The sequence below is a fragment of the Salimicrobium halophilum genome (assembly GCF_900100295.1).
GTDB lineage: Bacteria > Bacillota > Bacilli > Bacillales > Halobacillaceae > Salimicrobium > Salimicrobium halophilum.
In genome coordinates this window covers 305,020-319,799 of the sequence record NZ_FNEV01000002.1, presented here as the reverse complement: position 1 = coordinate 319,799, position 14,780 = coordinate 305,020, and the positions used below count along the sequence as shown (strand labels likewise).

18 protein-coding genes are annotated in these 14,780 nt (G+C 45.5%); 4 read left to right on the top strand and 14 right to left on the bottom strand.

The features are described from left to right. Positions 1–59: 59 nt before the first annotated feature. Genes BLQ44_RS05165 through BLQ44_RS05155 form a run of 3 tightly spaced genes read right to left on the bottom strand, consistent with a single transcriptional unit; the run spans position 60 to position 2,711 of the window. On the bottom strand, positions 60–1,115 hold the full coding sequence (locus BLQ44_RS05165; protein ID WP_093192747.1) for an ABC transporter substrate-binding protein: 1,056 nt from the start codon (positions 1,113–1,115) through the stop codon (positions 60–62). Then, a complete protein-coding gene (locus tag BLQ44_RS05160; protein ID WP_093192745.1) occupies positions 1,112–1,897 on the bottom strand; it encodes an ABC transporter ATP-binding protein in 786 nt (261 codons plus the stop codon). The genes BLQ44_RS05165 and BLQ44_RS05160 overlap by 4 nt, the downstream gene beginning before the upstream one ends. Positions 1,898–1,907: 10 nt before the next feature. Further along, a complete protein-coding gene (locus tag BLQ44_RS05155) occupies positions 1,908–2,711 on the bottom strand; it encodes an ABC transporter permease (RefSeq protein WP_093192743.1) in 804 nt (267 codons plus the stop codon). Between the two features lie 82 nt (positions 2,712–2,793). Here BLQ44_RS05155 and BLQ44_RS05150 point away from each other — a divergent pair, with 82 nt between their 5' ends. Further along, positions 2,794–3,372, top strand: a complete 579-nt coding sequence (locus BLQ44_RS05150; protein ID WP_093192741.1) for a DNA-3-methyladenine glycosylase — start codon at positions 2,794–2,796, stop codon at positions 3,370–3,372. Positions 3,373–4,094: 722 nt separating this feature from the next. Here the strand turns inward: BLQ44_RS05150 and BLQ44_RS05140 are convergent. The 5 genes from BLQ44_RS05140 to BLQ44_RS05120 form a co-directional block, all read right to left on the bottom strand. Beyond that, the gene (locus tag BLQ44_RS05140) at positions 4,095–5,216 is read right to left on the bottom strand and encodes a toxic anion resistance protein (RefSeq protein WP_093192737.1); all 1,122 of its coding nucleotides are present in this window, start codon (positions 5,214–5,216) and stop codon (positions 4,095–4,097) included. Positions 5,217–5,245: 29 nt separating this feature from the next. Next, positions 5,246–6,112, bottom strand: a complete 867-nt coding sequence (locus BLQ44_RS05135) for a hypothetical protein (RefSeq protein ID WP_093192735.1) — start codon at positions 6,110–6,112, stop codon at positions 5,246–5,248. A 186-nt stretch (positions 6,113–6,298) separates the two neighbouring features. After that, a complete protein-coding gene (locus tag BLQ44_RS05130) occupies positions 6,299–6,709 on the bottom strand; it encodes a DUF3021 domain-containing protein (protein ID WP_245688099.1) in 411 nt (136 codons plus the stop codon). A gap of 6 nt (positions 6,710–6,715) precedes the next feature. Continuing rightward, entirely contained in the window at positions 6,716–7,162 is a 447-nt protein-coding gene (locus BLQ44_RS05125) for a LytTR family DNA-binding domain-containing protein (protein ID WP_093192733.1), read from the bottom strand. A gap of 328 nt (positions 7,163–7,490) precedes the next feature. Next, complete coding sequence (locus tag BLQ44_RS05120; protein ID WP_093192730.1) at positions 7,491–7,865, bottom strand: GNAT family N-acetyltransferase; 375 nt, start codon at positions 7,863–7,865, stop codon at positions 7,491–7,493. Positions 7,866–7,947: 82 nt separating this feature from the next. On the opposite strand from BLQ44_RS05120, the gene BLQ44_RS05115 reads away from it, so the two are divergent. Continuing rightward, positions 7,948–8,499, top strand: coding sequence for a GNAT family N-acetyltransferase (locus BLQ44_RS05115; protein WP_093192728.1), 552 nt, complete (start codon positions 7,948–7,950; stop codon positions 8,497–8,499). Between the two features lie 131 nt (positions 8,500–8,630). Here the strand turns inward: BLQ44_RS05115 and BLQ44_RS05110 are convergent, their stop codons facing one another. Continuing rightward, a complete protein-coding gene (locus BLQ44_RS05110; protein WP_093192726.1) occupies positions 8,631–8,987 on the bottom strand; it encodes a hypothetical protein in 357 nt (118 codons plus the stop codon). A 125-nt stretch (positions 8,988–9,112) separates the two neighbouring features. Between BLQ44_RS05110 and BLQ44_RS05105 the strand changes: the two genes are divergently transcribed. Together BLQ44_RS05105 and BLQ44_RS05100 are read left to right on the top strand one after the other, a co-directional pair. Further along, positions 9,113–9,742 (top strand): class F sortase, encoded by a 630-nt coding sequence (locus BLQ44_RS05105; protein WP_093192724.1) that lies wholly within the window; start codon positions 9,113–9,115, stop codon positions 9,740–9,742. A gap of 450 nt (positions 9,743–10,192) precedes the next feature. Continuing rightward, on the top strand, positions 10,193–11,110 hold the full coding sequence (locus BLQ44_RS05100; RefSeq protein WP_093192928.1) for a DMT family transporter: 918 nt from the start codon (positions 10,193–10,195) through the stop codon (positions 11,108–11,110). A 27-nt stretch (positions 11,111–11,137) separates the two neighbouring features. Here the strand turns inward: BLQ44_RS05100 and BLQ44_RS05095 are convergent, their stop codons facing one another. From BLQ44_RS05095 to BLQ44_RS05075, 5 genes are all read right to left on the bottom strand, one after another. After that, complete coding sequence (locus BLQ44_RS05095; RefSeq protein WP_093192721.1) at positions 11,138–11,656, bottom strand: NUDIX hydrolase; 519 nt, start codon at positions 11,654–11,656, stop codon at positions 11,138–11,140. A gap of 35 nt (positions 11,657–11,691) precedes the next feature. After that, positions 11,692–12,051: a nuclear transport factor 2 family protein gene (locus BLQ44_RS05090; protein WP_093192719.1), complete on the bottom strand. Its 360-nt coding sequence runs from the start codon at positions 12,049–12,051 to the stop codon at positions 11,692–11,694. 38 nt (positions 12,052–12,089) lie between these two features. After that, a complete protein-coding gene (locus BLQ44_RS05085) occupies positions 12,090–12,725 on the bottom strand; it encodes a hypothetical protein (RefSeq protein WP_093192716.1) in 636 nt (211 codons plus the stop codon). Between the two features lie 195 nt (positions 12,726–12,920). Continuing rightward, on the bottom strand, positions 12,921–13,694 hold the full coding sequence (locus BLQ44_RS05080) for a class I SAM-dependent methyltransferase (RefSeq protein ID WP_093192714.1): 774 nt from the start codon (positions 13,692–13,694) through the stop codon (positions 12,921–12,923). A 57-nt stretch (positions 13,695–13,751) separates the two neighbouring features. Further along, positions 13,752–14,765, bottom strand: coding sequence for a C45 family autoproteolytic acyltransferase/hydolase (locus tag BLQ44_RS05075; protein WP_093192712.1), 1,014 nt, complete (start codon positions 14,763–14,765; stop codon positions 13,752–13,754). Between the last annotated feature and the right edge of the window lie 15 nt (positions 14,766–14,780).

Here is a 14,780-nt window from a genome sequence, read left to right as displayed (position 1 = left end):
CCTTATGTAGAGGGCCGATTTTCCGGCCCGGTTTTCCTCATTCTACCATAGAAGACGCGCTATTTTTCATATTTTCCTATGACTTCAATCGCTTCGTCCGTCATATCCGTGACGATTGCATTATCGAAATCGATATCCCCCTGAATCGCTCCGTTTTCTTTATACATGTCGTACTGTTTCTTGATATCTTCGATGAACATTTCCCCGTTCGGATCGAGCCCTGTAACGCCGACGTCTTTCCACACCTCTTCGTCCTTGAGTGCCGTATGCTTCGTCATGATGGAGATGATTTCATCCATTCCGTTGCCGTTGACGAATGCTTCATGATAGTCACGCAACCCTTTCAGGTACGCTGCCATGAAACGCACGGACACGTCGCTGTTTTTCACGAAATCCGGCGAGCCGAGCACCATGGCAATCTGGGCATCCGGTGCGAAGTCGGTAGCATCATGGAAACGGACGTGCAGCCCTTCGTTGATGCCCTGAGTGATGAGCGGTTCGATTTGCAGGGCGGCATCGATCGACCCGTTCCCCATCGCCGCTAACATGTTCCCGAAATCAGACATAAGTACGAATTCCACGTCTTCTTCGGTGAGCCCGGCATGGTCGAGCATTTTCTGATAGATGTAATCATCGACGGTATTACGGGCGGAGACGGCGATCCGCTTCCCTTTCAGATCTTCATAGTCTGTCACTTCATCTTCAAGTTCTTTTCTCAAAACGAAAGAGAAATAAGAATCCCCTTCGATGTAGTGCCCCTTATCCGCAATGATCTTCACGTCGATCCCTTGAGCGATGGCATTGAAAAAGGAGGCTGTCGATACGCCACCGGCAATATCCACTTCTCCTGAAGCGAGCGCTGGCAACATATCATCACTATTGGCGAATGTCGTGAATTCCGCGTCAATATTATAGTCGTCGAAGTATCCTTTTTCCATCGCAATGTAGAATCCTGCCCCCGAAGCCGCTCCATCTTCGGCAATCGTCACTGTCGTCTTCTCTTCAAGCGGCGCAAAGTCCCCTTCTTTCACTTCCGGCTTATCTTCCGGCGCTTCTTTCCCTCCACAGGCCGCCAGCAGCACTACAAGCATGATCCCTGAAACCAATCGCTTCATGACGAGTTCCCCTTTCTTCCTTTCTGCACTTCTTCCTGCAGATGATTCCATATCTCCACGAAAAGCTCCGCTGCCCGCGGGTCGGCACGCACCTTCTCCATCGTTCGTGGACGTTCGATATCTACCGTTATATCCCTCACAATACTCCCCGGCCCCGCGCTCATCAGAAGCACCCGGTCCGCAAGAAGCAGCGCCTCATCGATGCTATGTGTAATGAAGAGTACCGTTTTCTTCGTTTCCGCCCATATGTGAAGAAGCTCTTCCTGCAGGATGAATTTGTTCTGTTCATCGAGCGCTCCGAACGGTTCATCCATAAGAAGGATTTCGGGATCGTTGGCGAAAGCTCTTGCGATACTGACCCGCTGTTTCATGCCTCCGGACAGTTCTTTCGGATATTGGCGGGCATAGGCGGTGAGTCCGACTTTTTCAAGAAATCGATCTGTCCGCTCCTTTACAATTCTTTTATCCAGGCCCCGCATCTTCAATCCGAAAGCGACATTCTCCCGGACCGTCAGCCACGGAATAACCCCCTGTTCCTGGAAGACCATCGACTGCAAAGGGCTCTCTTTCTTCTCCCGCTGAATGTTGTAGGAACCGCTACTTTCTTTTATTAACCCGGCGATAATCCGGAGTAGCGTCGTCTTCCCGCATCCGCTCGGTCCCACAAGACAGACGAACTCTCCGTCCCTGATCGACACAGTTATATCTTCGACGGCCGTGTGAATCTTCTCTTTCTGATAGAACGCTTTCGTCAGCGCCTCGATGACAATCTTCTCCTTCATCCTTCTCCCCTCACTTCCATGGAACGACTTTCGCCTGAATGCCTTTCAGCAATAGAGAAAATAAGTATCCGAATAAGGAAATCAGCATCAGGCCTACGAACATTTCTTTCAGCAGAAATGCTTTGTACGACGTCCAGATCAGGTATCCGATGCCGGCATTCGCTCCCATCATTTCAGCCGCGACAATCGTCAGTAAGGCAATCGCCTGCCCCATCTGCACGCCTTCCATCATCACCGGCAGACTTCCCGGCAGCGCGATTTTCAGAAAAAAGTCTTTCGACGAGGCCCCGTAGTTCCTTGCCACATCGAGATAGATCCGGTCGATATTCACGACTCCTGCAACCGTATTGATAATGACAGGGAAAAAGACACTTCCTGCAATAGTGACGACTTTCGACGTTTCCCCCACTCCGAAAACGATGAGGATGATCGGGAGTAAGGCCAGCGTCGGGATGGGCATGAGTGCCATGATGAGTGGGGAAAAGAAGTGACGGAGCGGACTGTACAATCCCATGAGAAGTCCGAGCGAAATGGCCGGTATGACCCCGAGAAGAAATCCTGCGATAATGCGGAACAGAGAGATGCCGATATGCGAGAATAACTCTCCGCTTGCTGCCATCGATAAGAACGTGCCGATGATGGCGGTCGGTGGCGGGAAGAATCTCGCATCCACCAGTCCGGTACGCGATAGAAACTCCCAGACCAATAGAAGGAAAATCGGAGAAGCAATCGTGAGGAGCTGCTTCCATCGTTCCTGGCGCCGCTGTCGTCTCCACTCCTGTTTTTCAAGCTGGATCGCTTTTGACTCACTCATCCCACACCCCTCCTACACCTCAGCATATGTCGCTGTGCCCACGGGCGTGACGTATGATATGATAATTTTCGAGGTGAAGCGAATGGAACGGATGCCTAAAGAATTTTTTGGAAAGCCGACACTTGAGCTGGCTGAGGAATTGCTCGGCTGTGAATTGATAAAAGAAACCGAAGAAGGAGTCGCTTCCGGCTATATCGTAGAAACGGAAGCGTATATCGGAGCGGTCGACAAAGCCGCGCATAGCTATGATTACAAACGGACGAAGCGGACGGAAGTGATGTTCGGCGAAGCGGGGTACGCCTATACGTACGTCATGCACACCCATTGTTTGGTGAATGTCGTGTCAGGAGAAGCGGGAGAACCCGAAGCGATTCTGATTCGTGCCGTAGAACCAGTGCAGGGGATTGACCTGATGTATGAACGTCGCGGGGATAAGAAAGAAAAAGATCTGACGAACGGACCTGGGAAGCTTACGAAAGCTTTGGGCATCGTCAAATCGGACTATGGTCACCTGTACGGGGAGCCGCCGCTTTATATCGCCAAAGGGTTTATACCTGAGGATATTTCCGTCGGGCCCCGGATTGGAATCGAGAACTCGGAGGAAGCGCGCGATTTTCCGTGGAGGTTCTGGGTGACGGGGAATAAGTTCGTATCGCGGTGATGTTCTTAGTGGGATATGAGGTAGTTTTGGCGCGTGGATTTGAGAAGGTGTCGGATAACTTATGTTATGCGGCATTTTTTTCTTTTGATGATTGTATTTTGTTTGATGAGGAAAGTTATGCTGTAGTTTGCCGCCTGTGCTGTTAGAAAACTGTCGCATAATCAGGGATGAAGTTCTCAGATGCACTTGCGCCCCGTTCAGGGAAGCAAGGCTCTGCCGAGTGTCCAGCTAATCCGTTTGCCTCCCAGTCACGTTCGAGGTGGGGCTCTGAACGGGGCGCTTTCAAATTACCGAGCCACTCAGGCCAAGTTCTCCGGCTTGAGTGGCTCGCTTTAGCTCTTGAAGAATTGATGAAGTTCTTGAATGCATTTGCGCCCCGTTCAAGGAGGCAAGACTCTTCCGAGTGTCCAGCTAACCCGTTTGCCTCCCACTCACGCTCCAGGTGCGGCTCTGAACGGGGCGCTTTCAAATTACCGATCCACTCGGGCCAAGTTCTCCGGCTTGAGTGGCTCGCTTTAGCTCTTGAAGAATTGATGAAGTTCTTAGATGCACTTGCGTCCCGTTCAAGGAGGCAGAGCTCCTCCGAGTGTCCAGCTAACCCGTTTGCCTCCCACTCACGCTCCAGGTGCGGCTCTGAACGGGGCGCTTTCAAATTACCGATCCACTCAGGCCAAGTTCTCCGGCTTGAGTGGCTCGCTATTCCTCCAAAACAAACGAGCGCTTCAGTCTCGAAGCGCTCGTTGGGTAGACGTCTGTGATAATTTTTTCCGTACGTTTTCATTCAGTGCATCCATCTCTTCGATGAACTGCTCACTCGAAGCGATGATCCGCTCGGAGGACTGCTCCGTCGTCTTCAATGCTTCGAATACGTTATCGAACGACTCCTGGAGAGCTTCCATACTGATGGCCGGATTCTCCATCATCTGCGTCGTCTCTTCCGCATTCTCTCTCAGATTGCGGGAGTTCGACAACAGCATTTCCTCCGTCGCTTTGTTGACGCCGTTCACCGTGTCGATTACTTTCCGCTGATTGTTCAAAGCCAGCTGGATCGAAGCGGAAACGGTGATGATATTCTTCGTCAGGGTGACCGCGTTACGGATCGATTCCTTCAGCTTTTCATTATTCTTCTTGATGATATCCACGGATGAAATACTCTGGTGCAGCACACTCTTCATCTGCGTCATGTTCCTCGTACGCGTGATGATTTTCTCTTTTCCTTCGGTAAGCAGCGCCAGATCATATTCGCCCGTCGCTTCTTTTTCTTTCAAAAGCTCGAACAGTTTCTTCCCGAGGTAGATCTGCTTGTCCAGGTCGTAGATCCGCTGCTGGGCATTCTCTTTGATCATCTGCAGCTCGACGCTGTCTTCTTCGAGGCGATCTTTTCCTGCAAGCAGGCTGCGGACGACGGTATCGATCTTCGAGTCGACCGTTTCGTACTTCTTCATATAGCGGTCGATCGGCTGCTTTTTGCTCAGTTTATAGAAGAAGCGCTGTACACCATTGCCTTCCGTACGTTTCGGGTCAAGGTCCGACACGATCGCTTCGAGCTCACTCAATGTCTGTGGAATGTCATTGTTACTTTTCGTCATGAGATCGTTCACCGGGCGTTTCAACGTTTCCATCGTCTCCCCGGCGATACGCTGTTCTTTTTCACCGAGATCGCCGAGTTCTCTCATCACTTCTGACAAAGATTCATCGCGCGGAGAATCGAATCGACCCGCGTAATTTTCCGCTTCCTCGTTCAAACGGTCAATATCTTCTTTTTCAATTAACGTCATCGCTTCTCTCAAATCCTGATGGTTCATTTCCGCTTCCTTGTCTTTATGAAAAGAACGTTCGCTCATGTCCATCTCTCCTATCTAGGATTGGTTGATTACACATCTTTTTCCTTACGGGAGAAGAAATTCTCGTCTTCCTTGTTGTACTTCGACGCGATGATCCCTTTGCTTCTGGCGAATTTCCGGGTATGGCCTTCTTCTTCTTTACGCTCAAGCTTCGCGATAAACTTATGAAGGTCATTCATTGTCTCGAATACTTCCTCTTTGCGGCTTTCTTTATTCGCCACAGACAGCTGCTCGAAGGATTCGATGAAGTCCGGCACGTCTTTCTCCACCATCGTTTCAAGGGCGTATTGTTCTTCGATTTCGAGTTCTTCCATGCGCCTGAACTGGGTCACCGTGCGTTTCTTCAAGGACACCCACTCTTTCTTAAGATCAGGGTGCCCGTCCAGAAACGGGAAATCCCAGCCTTCGAGAATCGCTTCGCCGGGATGCTCTGAAGTTATCTCGTCTCCGGACCGTGCCCGGTGCTCCACATAGGAATCCAGATACGTATACAGCACCTTCGAAAAATCGCGTAAGGTATCTCCGAGTCCTTTTCTTCTCGTGAATTCTTCTTTTAAAAATGTCGGGAAAAAGGTGTCCTCCCCTTCTTCCTTCTCGAATCGGCCAAGGAGCATCTTCGGAGGTTTCCCATATACTTCGATGGTACCCTTGAACGTATTCGAAGAAGGGATCACCGCGGTGAAGAAAACTCCATTCCAGAAGACGTCCATAATATATCTCGTGTTCATTTCCACCAGTTCATCTATATCCAAATCAAAATAAACAGGACGCTTGTCTTTGATGACCTGCTTCATGTCTCTCATCGTCTGAAAATCGATGTAACGCTGATATTCGGAAAGGTACGGCATAAACGTCCGTTCCAAATTCTCAAGCGTAGAAGAGTAGAGGTTATCCATGGTTCGTCAGCCCCTTTTTCGTTCTCGACAAAATGTATCCGATATACTACAAGAATACCACAAATCGGCATCCGATAATAAAAAAAGCAAACCACATAAGCTGTCTCTCCCAAGTAATACGAAAAGGGAACTCATTTCGTTTCAAAATACGCTGTAAGCAAAATAAAAGACCGGCAGTCGCCGGCCTTACATATTCAGAGAGTCATTCAATTTTTTCGCCTGATAAGAAAAGTAGACATAGCAACTGAGCCAGATCAGTCCGTAGACGACGAGGAAAAATAGTACACCCAGTATCAATTGTGTCGTAGTGAGAGAGAGCCATCCCACGCCAATCGCCAAAATAAAGTATAGGCTAGTTACAATGAGAAAATGAACAACCGTCCGTTTCGCAAGACTCCAGTGCTCCAATGCGAAGATCAGCGCACCGACGCTGAAGAACCAGCCACAGAAAATACTCGCTGTCGTATTCTTGATGAATAAAGGAGCTTCGAACGATTCTATTCCTCCAAACAGATAGACACCGTAATAGACCATCACGGAAACGAATGCACCGAAACAGATCCCGACAAAACTTTGGAATACTACTTTTTTAAGCACTGGTCTTCATCCTTTCCCTTCGATTTTTTGCTTGATATCCGATACATACCGGCGCGAGACGTACTCTTTTTCCCCATTTCTGAAATAGACGCAAAGGGTCCCATTGAAAGACGCTTCGAATTTCTGAAGGGCGTCGAGGTTGGCGATCGCTGACTTGGAAAGCCGGACGAACTGCTCTTCCGGCAATTCTTCTTCCAGTTCATAAAGCCTTTCTTTCATCCGGTAACGTCCATCTTCCGTACGCGCCAGCACCGTTTTGTCTTCCGTATAGAGATATAAAATCTCCTCCGGTTTGAACACGTGACGCGTCTCGCCATTCGTGCCGCTGAAATACGAGCGTCGCTTCTCTTTCAGGCGATCCATCAACCTGTTCACTTCGTCATCCCACTCTTTCGCTCGGATCAGCACCTCCAGCCGCTCCAACTCTTCATCGATCTCCACGTTTATTTTCACCGGACACCCCTCCCTCTTTTGTTTCTGATTTCATTATATAAGAAGTGATACTACAGCCCCACTACATTTTGCTGACCGGTCCAAAATCAAATCCAAGATGCAAAAAAAGCGACCCATCTTCATTCAGATGAATCGCTGTCCTCCTCTTCTATATAGTCATCATTGTCGAAACCGTTGTATGAGAAGCTATGTATGGTACACCTATAAACAGAAATAAGAAAATGACGTTAGCTTGAATCAAGTTTCTCTTTTTCAACCTTTTGACTTCCTCCAGGTCCCACTCCTCATTATCCATTCAATCCTCCCTCTCCCTTCAGACTTATAAGTGTCATTTTCGGAAACCATAAAACGGTATGAATTCGTTTTGTTCATAAAAATCGCGGGAAGTGCTCGTCGCCAACACGTCCGTTCGCGTCTCAGGAAACTCTCTACGACCATAAGAAAGCAGTTTTTGTCCAATTCCTTTCTTGCGATATTCTTCTGCCACTAGCATCTCACATATGAAGAACGTGACCACCGTATCCGTCATGCCACGAAGATACCCGACGATTTCTCCATCTTCTACAGCTACAAAACTGGCGTTGGAATTCTGCCATGCTGCCTTAGTCTGTTCAGGATTCTCAGCCAGAGTGTTCCAGCCTTCTTTCTCATTCAAACCATTGATCGCTTCGAAGTCCTCTGTTTTGTAATACCTTATATACAATTCTCTCTCTCCTTTTTGTTAGGGAAAGTGTACAATAGTAAACGGAAACTGTAAAAATCATTCTGGAAAGGAAGTTCATCCAATGATTGACTTATCTCACAAACCAACTATCAAAGGGTGTAAAGTGGCACTACGTCCTTTCCACTTTAAGAAAGATTTCCCGGCTATTGCGAAATGTCTGAAAGACCCGGTCGTCCTGAAATACACAGGAAGTGATGACACATTCGAAGAGGAGAAATCAAAGGACTGGTACCAGACGAGAAATAGTCAGACGGACCGCCTGGATCTTGCTGTGATCGATAAGGAAACAGGTATGCTTGTGGGCGAAGTCGTTCTCAATTTGTACGACGAACAAACCCATTCCATGAACTTCCGTATCCTGATAGGACCTGATGGACGGAACCGTGGCCTTGGAACGGAAGCGTCAAAACTACTCCTGGATTACGCGTTCAGAGAAACGGATCTACACGCTATCACTCTAAGCGTCTTTGCTTTCAACCCGAGAGCAATACATGTGTACGAGTCTTTGGGATTCACCGTAACAAGTGTCGACAAGGATGACCTGGAGCATCAAGGGGACTGGATTGATTCGCTCAATATGACGTTGAAAAGATCACAATGGAAGAGAATATGATACAAAAGAGCAATTCCCTTTTATTCGGGTGAATCGCTCTTCTCTTCACTGGACAGCCAGCCGATTCTCATCAGTTCCCCGAGGTTCACTCCGATCCAACCTCCAATCAATACGACGCCGTTCCCCTGTTTTCACGAATCGAATTCAAAAACTATATAAAAAATCGTAAATGCAACAGCAAGACTAATAATGAAAACTATTTCTTTCACCTTATTACGCTTCCACTTTCGTTCCCCCTGGTAAAATCGCTCCAATTCATCATGGCGTACCCACGAATTCAAACCTATTTTCTTGCCAGTGAAATATAGGAAAAGATAGTAAGCAGCGGCTATCCAGACGATGATAGTGAACAAGAGGACAAACCTGAATCCACTCATGTGATTTCCTGCGTACGTCGCCAATGGTACCAGCAGGAGAAATAGTATATTGATATGTATCAGACGCCTCTTTTTCAACCTTATCAATTCTCTTATGTGCGACACCTCCATCTACTCTCCCTCCTTTTGATTGTATATCTTCTCTTCCCATTGAATCACATCTGAACCTTTTTCAAAAATTCATGTGATCCAACAACGCTTCTCCTACGTATGCTTTTTAAAGGAGGCTCTTGCAGATGTACAAATATTTATTGTTGCTAATACTTGTAATACTGAGTGGATGTATGAGCTCATCCGGTGAAGATACGGAAAGTGCAGAAAATGAAAAAACACAAGCTCAGACCGAAGAGAATACAGAAATCCAACCAGTGACGAAAAAGAGCACGGAATATACTGAACCGATCATTAAAGATGAGCGGGAGGCGATCACTCCCTCTATCCTCTCAATTCCTGCCATCAATGTTGAGGCAGATATAGAACATGTAGGAGTCGATGAACAAGGACGTATGGGAGTTCCAGATGGAATGGAAAACGTCGCCTGGTTTGAGCCAGGGACCAAACCGGGAGCAGCCGGAAATTCTGTCATCGCAGGTCATGTGGATGATACCGTCAATCCGGCGGTTTTTTATGACTTGCACAAGCTTGAAGCTGGAGACGAAATCCACGTCCAAGATAAAGAGGGCAAGACACTGACTTTCGAAGTCATAGGAAAAGAAGTCTACAATCGTAAGAATTCGCCGGTCAAAGACATTTTCGGGTATTCCCATCGCAGTGCCCTTAATCTCATTACCTGCGAAGGAGATTTCAACGAATCCATTAATGGAAGAGAAGACAGACTTGTCGTTTATACAGAATTGAAAAAGTAACAAAATCCAAAAACCCTCGATACTAAGGATGAATCGCTACCTATGTATCAAGGGTTTTTCTTATTGCGCTTCTTAGAAGAGACATACAAAAATCACACAACTCCCTTTGCAACCATTCATTCCACGTACTACTCCTTCCAGTGTTTTAATTCTAACTCTCGTCAATCCCACTGATTCAACGTTTCCATTTTCGCTTAAAAAATTATCAAAATTTTTCTAAAATTTTTGATTGAAATACAGATAGTTCCCTGCTAAAATTTAATAAAATTTGTTAATACTTACCATGCGAATCCCACTTTCCTACTACTATTCACATTCAACTGAGTTATCATCCGTGCCTTCCAAACAGAAGAAAAGAAGAAACATGGTAAAGCTATTGAGTTACAAGCCCACACTGATTTCCGATGGAAGTTTGCAAGATTTTATTTAGTGGGAGGCATGATGCGCACGATGAGATCGGTGGGGGTATGCTTGGTTATCCTTGCAGCGGTATGTTGGGGTGTCAGCGGAGGAATTGCGAACATTTTGATGGATAAGGGGTGGGACCCTATCGTAATTTCCTTCTATCGCGGAGCTATCGGTTTTCTATGTTTTTTCACATGGTTTCTTATCCGCTTCAAACAAAATCGGACCTCCTCAAAAAAATTGTATCTTTGGTCCTTTTTGGCGGGTGTCGGCGTTGCCGGAAATTTCACTTTTTACTTTTTCACGATCCAGGCTTCTGGTGTCGCCGTCGCTTCAACGTTGATGTATACGGCACCTGTATTCGTTCTCGTCATTTCGTTTCTATTAAGGATTGAACGGTCGACCTGGTTCAAGTGGGGATGCATCTTCGGTGTGCTTATCGGGGTCGTCATGCTTACGGGAGCGTACAATACTGACTCGATATCCGTCGGTGTTCTTGGGATGATATCCGGGCTTTCAGCGGGACTATGCTATGCCCTATTCATCTTCGGGTTCAAAAACGCTTCCTCTATCGGAAAGCCGCAACCTACGCTCACGATTGCGTTCTTTTCCTTTTGTTTCATCCTTTTCCTCGTAGCGGACATTCGAGAACTCTCAAGCGTTTTGACTTCTGGAGATCTCGTGTGGTTTCTGTTGTTAGGCGTTCAGGGAGCTGGTGTTTCCTTTATCCTGTATGTAATCGGTATGAAGTGGATCGCTCCGACTACGGCTTCCATGGTAGCTATGGTAGAACCGGTAACCGCTTCTTTGTTCGGCTTTCTGCTTATCGGAGATCATTTGACGCTGGTGCAGCTTCTCGGAATCGCACTGATTTTGATTACGGTCGTCGTGCTGAGTCTCAAGAAGCCTGCCCCAGTTCAAGAAAGCCCTATCGTATATGCGGAAGAAGTCTCCATTATGTGAGGCTTTCTTTTTTTTGCACATGAACAATCACTTACGAACAGCTCCCATGTCATTTCTCAAATCAAACAGTACTTCAATTAACGACGGACGATAAGGAATGAAAGTTCCCTCTTCTATCATACCAAGAATCTCTCTTTGTGATCCCCACCTTACCTGCATCACTTCTTCTGTGGGCACTTTAAGAGCCGCGATACTGACATCACTCTCCAAAAGGTAATAATCATCGAATCCATTTTCAAAATTAACGGTCAGGGAAGGGCGTATATTTCCCAGGTTTAAATCGTATCCGATCTCTTCCTTCACTTCTCTTTCTGCAGCTTGTTGGCTGGTTTCCCCTGCTATAGCACTACCTCCGACCGTAACATCCCACATGTTCTTCCAATGTTCTTTCTCCGGCTGCCGCTGTTGGATCAACATTTCACCACGTGGATTAAACAAACATACGTGGATCACCACATGATAGGCTCCCTGCTCAAAGGCGTCTCCACGTTTCATCCGCTTCCCGGTCGGGTTTCTGTCTTTGTCATAAACATCCCATGTTTCCATAAATACACTCCTCGAAGCTATTTCGTGTTCACCCTCTAATCCATAACCGTCCCCTGGTGAAAGGTCATTCGCCATTTCCCATTTTCATATGTCCAAACAGAACTCCTTAGAGAGTGTTTCTGTTTGCTTTCAATGAATATCTTAAATGTAGACAATACGGAAGTTGGCGAAAGGTGCTTAACCTCAAAATCACTCATCGTTATTCCAGGATCGTCTTCCGCTGGCAAACGATCCAGAATGTTTACTTTATCATAGATCTCTCCGGTGCTTGAGTATTCGATGAAGTCCTCCGCTAATAACTCATCCAACTTACCTGCGGATTTGCGAATGTCCCCCTTAAGTAGAGTCGATTCCAAAGAATAAATTTCTTCTTTCACTTTTGCCTGATCCTCCATTTACTAACTCCCCTCTATCTAAATCACTTCTGCTATTATCATCTTAAAGGATACACTAACTCAATGTTTTCTACTTCCTTCAATGATTCATGATACCAGTAATTATGGTCAGCTCCATGGATACATAGAATCCTCTTGCCAGGATACTTTTCGATTGTTTTCTTCACCCTCGCAAGCATAATATAATGTCTCGATTTCCACACGATATTTTGAACTTCAGGATTAATAGTGTGTAACCAGTTGTACATATCGTTAGTTACTCTATCGTAATCAGATGAGTTCAGTGGGATTTCACCTTTATTCCAAGTTGAAAGTTGCTGCTCATTCCATTCACTCCGTTTATCCTCCAACTTTTCCCGAGTTTCATAATCGAATTTATCAAAAGGCTCCTCTTCAAAAACGTCCTCTTCGAACCAATCTACAGGAACAAATTCGATGTCTTTCGCTTCACATAATGGGTAAATCAAATTTGGATATTCCTTCTGCGTTTCTCCGAGCACTCCACAAGGTTCCCCTTCATTCAAAAAAAGCTTCCAACTATCTGGATGTACTTCACCGCAAATCACATCCGGATTAAATTCTGTGATTAACTCCTCTACCAGTGATAAGGGGTAATTATATTTCTTCTGCAATTCTTCGTCATGTGTCATCCCTAAGATTCCTACTACAGCCAAAACCAACACTCCTAATTTATCGATTCTTCGTCTTTGATTGAAACCAACGTGCTGTTTTCTAATCTGTCGTTATTTCTATTCGTTCAGCTCCTGGCTGTGGTAATTTTAATACTCTTTCGTGCTTTTCCAATGACTCATCACATGAGTACCGACTTTCAATCCTATGTATTTATCTGAATCAACTAACAACTGTTGTTACTTTACAACTTTCCAAATGGTCCATCTATCTTTCTCCACTATAATTTCATTATTCGGAAGCGACTGATCCACATGATTCATCAGTTTCTCAAGTTCCCTATCATTCAGTTCATGTAGAATACTTTTCCCGGTTCTCTCTCTTAGATCTTCCAGCAGTTGATTCTTATTTGAATACTCTTGTCTAATTTCCCACAACTTCACTTCCTCGATTTCTCTGAATCCTATACTCTTCAAAGTCTCGACTACGGCTTGGCTACTATACCTGCGCCTTACCTCTTTATCGATTAAATCAGGAAATAATTCAAACATGTATCCCCTTATATGACTGGTACTTCCTTTTAATAAACAATCCTCAGGTGTCCGATCCTGCACAACAAAACACCCATTATTTTCTAGTACTCTATATGCTTCATCAAAGCAATTATGTAAGTCGTCGAGGTGGTGTATTAATGCTCTTTCAAGCACTAGATCTAAACTATTACTACTTAACCCGGTATCGTAAGCACTACCATGGCAGAAGGAGATATGGGGCTCATCACAGTTTTCTCTTGCCCCTCCAAGGATCTCTTCAGAAAAATCTACGCCAATGACGGATGTCACACCCATATCCGCCAGTGCTCTGGTATAAATACCTCCGCCGCATCCGATATCTGCAGCCATTGAAACATTCCCAATGGGAACAAGTTGCGCTATCTTCTTTTTCCAGGAAGGGTCTGCAGTTCGGGTGGTGTAAGTAAAACGGTTTTTATTACTATGGAAATCGATTCCCATCGTTCATCCCTCTTTCTTTCAGTAAATACAGTACCTATAAACAGGACGAGGATACCATCAGTTCTCAAGTGATCCCTTTAGTCTCTGTACATTTATATTCTTGCCTTGCACCCATTCCTTAAAATCCACCTCTAACGTCTGACTGCTTTGCGCTATGGCAGTCAGAATCTTTGAGTCTTGGTAGGAATAAGAAAATGTGTGCAGCGTTCCGAAAAGGTTGTCATAGTCAGTGAAAAATAATGGCGACTGTTTACTTTTAAACTCGTTGAAAGCTTCTTCCTGAGTAAGGTTGGTTTCTCGAAGATTGTGTAAATAGCTATTACGCTCCAAGGAACCATCAATTATATTACGATTCTTATCTTTAAGATCATCATCTTGAAAATGATTTACACAGGTTAAGAAGTCATCACGTCTTACCATTATATTCTCTGGACTAGCTTCTACAACAGCCATATTCCCTCGACTATCTCCAAGTGAGAAATTATAGCAAGCAGCGTGAGGGATCTCTTTCAACATAGAGGTTGCTTCCTCGACCGAAGAACACATATCTAACACCATTCGAACAGAAATCCATGGGGATACACCTTTTCTGTACCCATCGTTACTCACGAAGTGCAGACCTATTACTAAACCTTGTTCATTCACGCCATCATGTCTTCCGAGGATCTGCAGATTATATCCTGCTGAAGCTAAAAATTTCTCAGGTTGTAGTAAGCTGAATATCCCATCATAGAAAGCAGGAGAGAAATCATAATTTCTGACATAATAATCTTTTGTCAGAAGTGCCGAACAGCCCATAGCTTCCGTCCTCGGAACATCATAACCACTGAACAAAGCTGCAGCCTTACTTGTAGGAAGATTGATACTATGCGCTAACCCATCCAGCTCTTCAAGCAAATGGGGAGCAAACGAAGAGTAGATCGACTTCATATTGTCATAATCAATTTCAGGTTTTGTTATAGATTTGAACGTCTGAACTATTGGTTGGTTCTGAATCACTCTTCCTGTTCTAACACCGATTTCAAAAGAACTATCTCTTATTTGTAGTAAATCCACACATATATCCTTCATTACAAATCATCCTCA

Bases quoted from the DNA above. Each gene is read 5' to 3' on its own strand.
- BLQ44_RS05165 (WP_093192747.1), bottom strand. From the start codon at position 1,115: ATGAAGCGATTGGTTTCAGGGATCATGCTTGTAGTGCTGCTGGCGGCC.
- BLQ44_RS05160 (WP_093192745.1), bottom strand. From the start codon at position 1,897: ATGAAGGAGAAGATTGTCATCGAGGCGCTGACGAAAGCGTTCTATCAG.
- BLQ44_RS05155 (WP_093192743.1), bottom strand. From the start codon at position 2,711: ATGAGTGAGTCAAAAGCGATCCAGCTTGAAAAACAGGAGTGGAGACGA.
- BLQ44_RS05150 (WP_093192741.1), top strand. From the start codon at position 2,794: ATGGAACGGATGCCTAAAGAATTTTTTGGAAAGCCGACACTTGAGCTG.
- BLQ44_RS05140 (WP_093192737.1), bottom strand. From the start codon at position 5,216: ATGAGCGAACGTTCTTTTCATAAAGACAAGGAAGCGGAAATGAACCAT.
- BLQ44_RS05135 (WP_093192735.1), bottom strand. From the start codon at position 6,112: ATGGATAACCTCTACTCTTCTACGCTTGAGAATTTGGAACGGACGTTT.
- BLQ44_RS05115 (WP_093192728.1), top strand. From the start codon at position 7,948: ATGATTGACTTATCTCACAAACCAACTATCAAAGGGTGTAAAGTGGCA.
- BLQ44_RS05110 (WP_093192726.1), bottom strand. From the start codon at position 8,987: ATGGAGGTGTCGCACATAAGAGAATTGATAAGGTTGAAAAAGAGGCGT.
- BLQ44_RS05105 (WP_093192724.1), top strand. From the start codon at position 9,113: ATGTACAAATATTTATTGTTGCTAATACTTGTAATACTGAGTGGATGT.
- BLQ44_RS05100 (WP_093192928.1), top strand. From the start codon at position 10,193: ATGAGATCGGTGGGGGTATGCTTGGTTATCCTTGCAGCGGTATGTTGG.
- BLQ44_RS05095 (WP_093192721.1), bottom strand. From the start codon at position 11,656: ATGGAAACATGGGATGTTTATGACAAAGACAGAAACCCGACCGGGAAG.
- BLQ44_RS05090 (WP_093192719.1), bottom strand. From the start codon at position 12,051: ATGGAGGATCAGGCAAAAGTGAAAGAAGAAATTTATTCTTTGGAATCG.
- BLQ44_RS05080 (WP_093192714.1), bottom strand. From the start codon at position 13,694: ATGGGAATCGATTTCCATAGTAATAAAAACCGTTTTACTTACACCACC.
- BLQ44_RS05075 (WP_093192712.1), bottom strand. From the start codon at position 14,765: ATGAAGGATATATGTGTGGATTTACTACAAATAAGAGATAGTTCTTTT.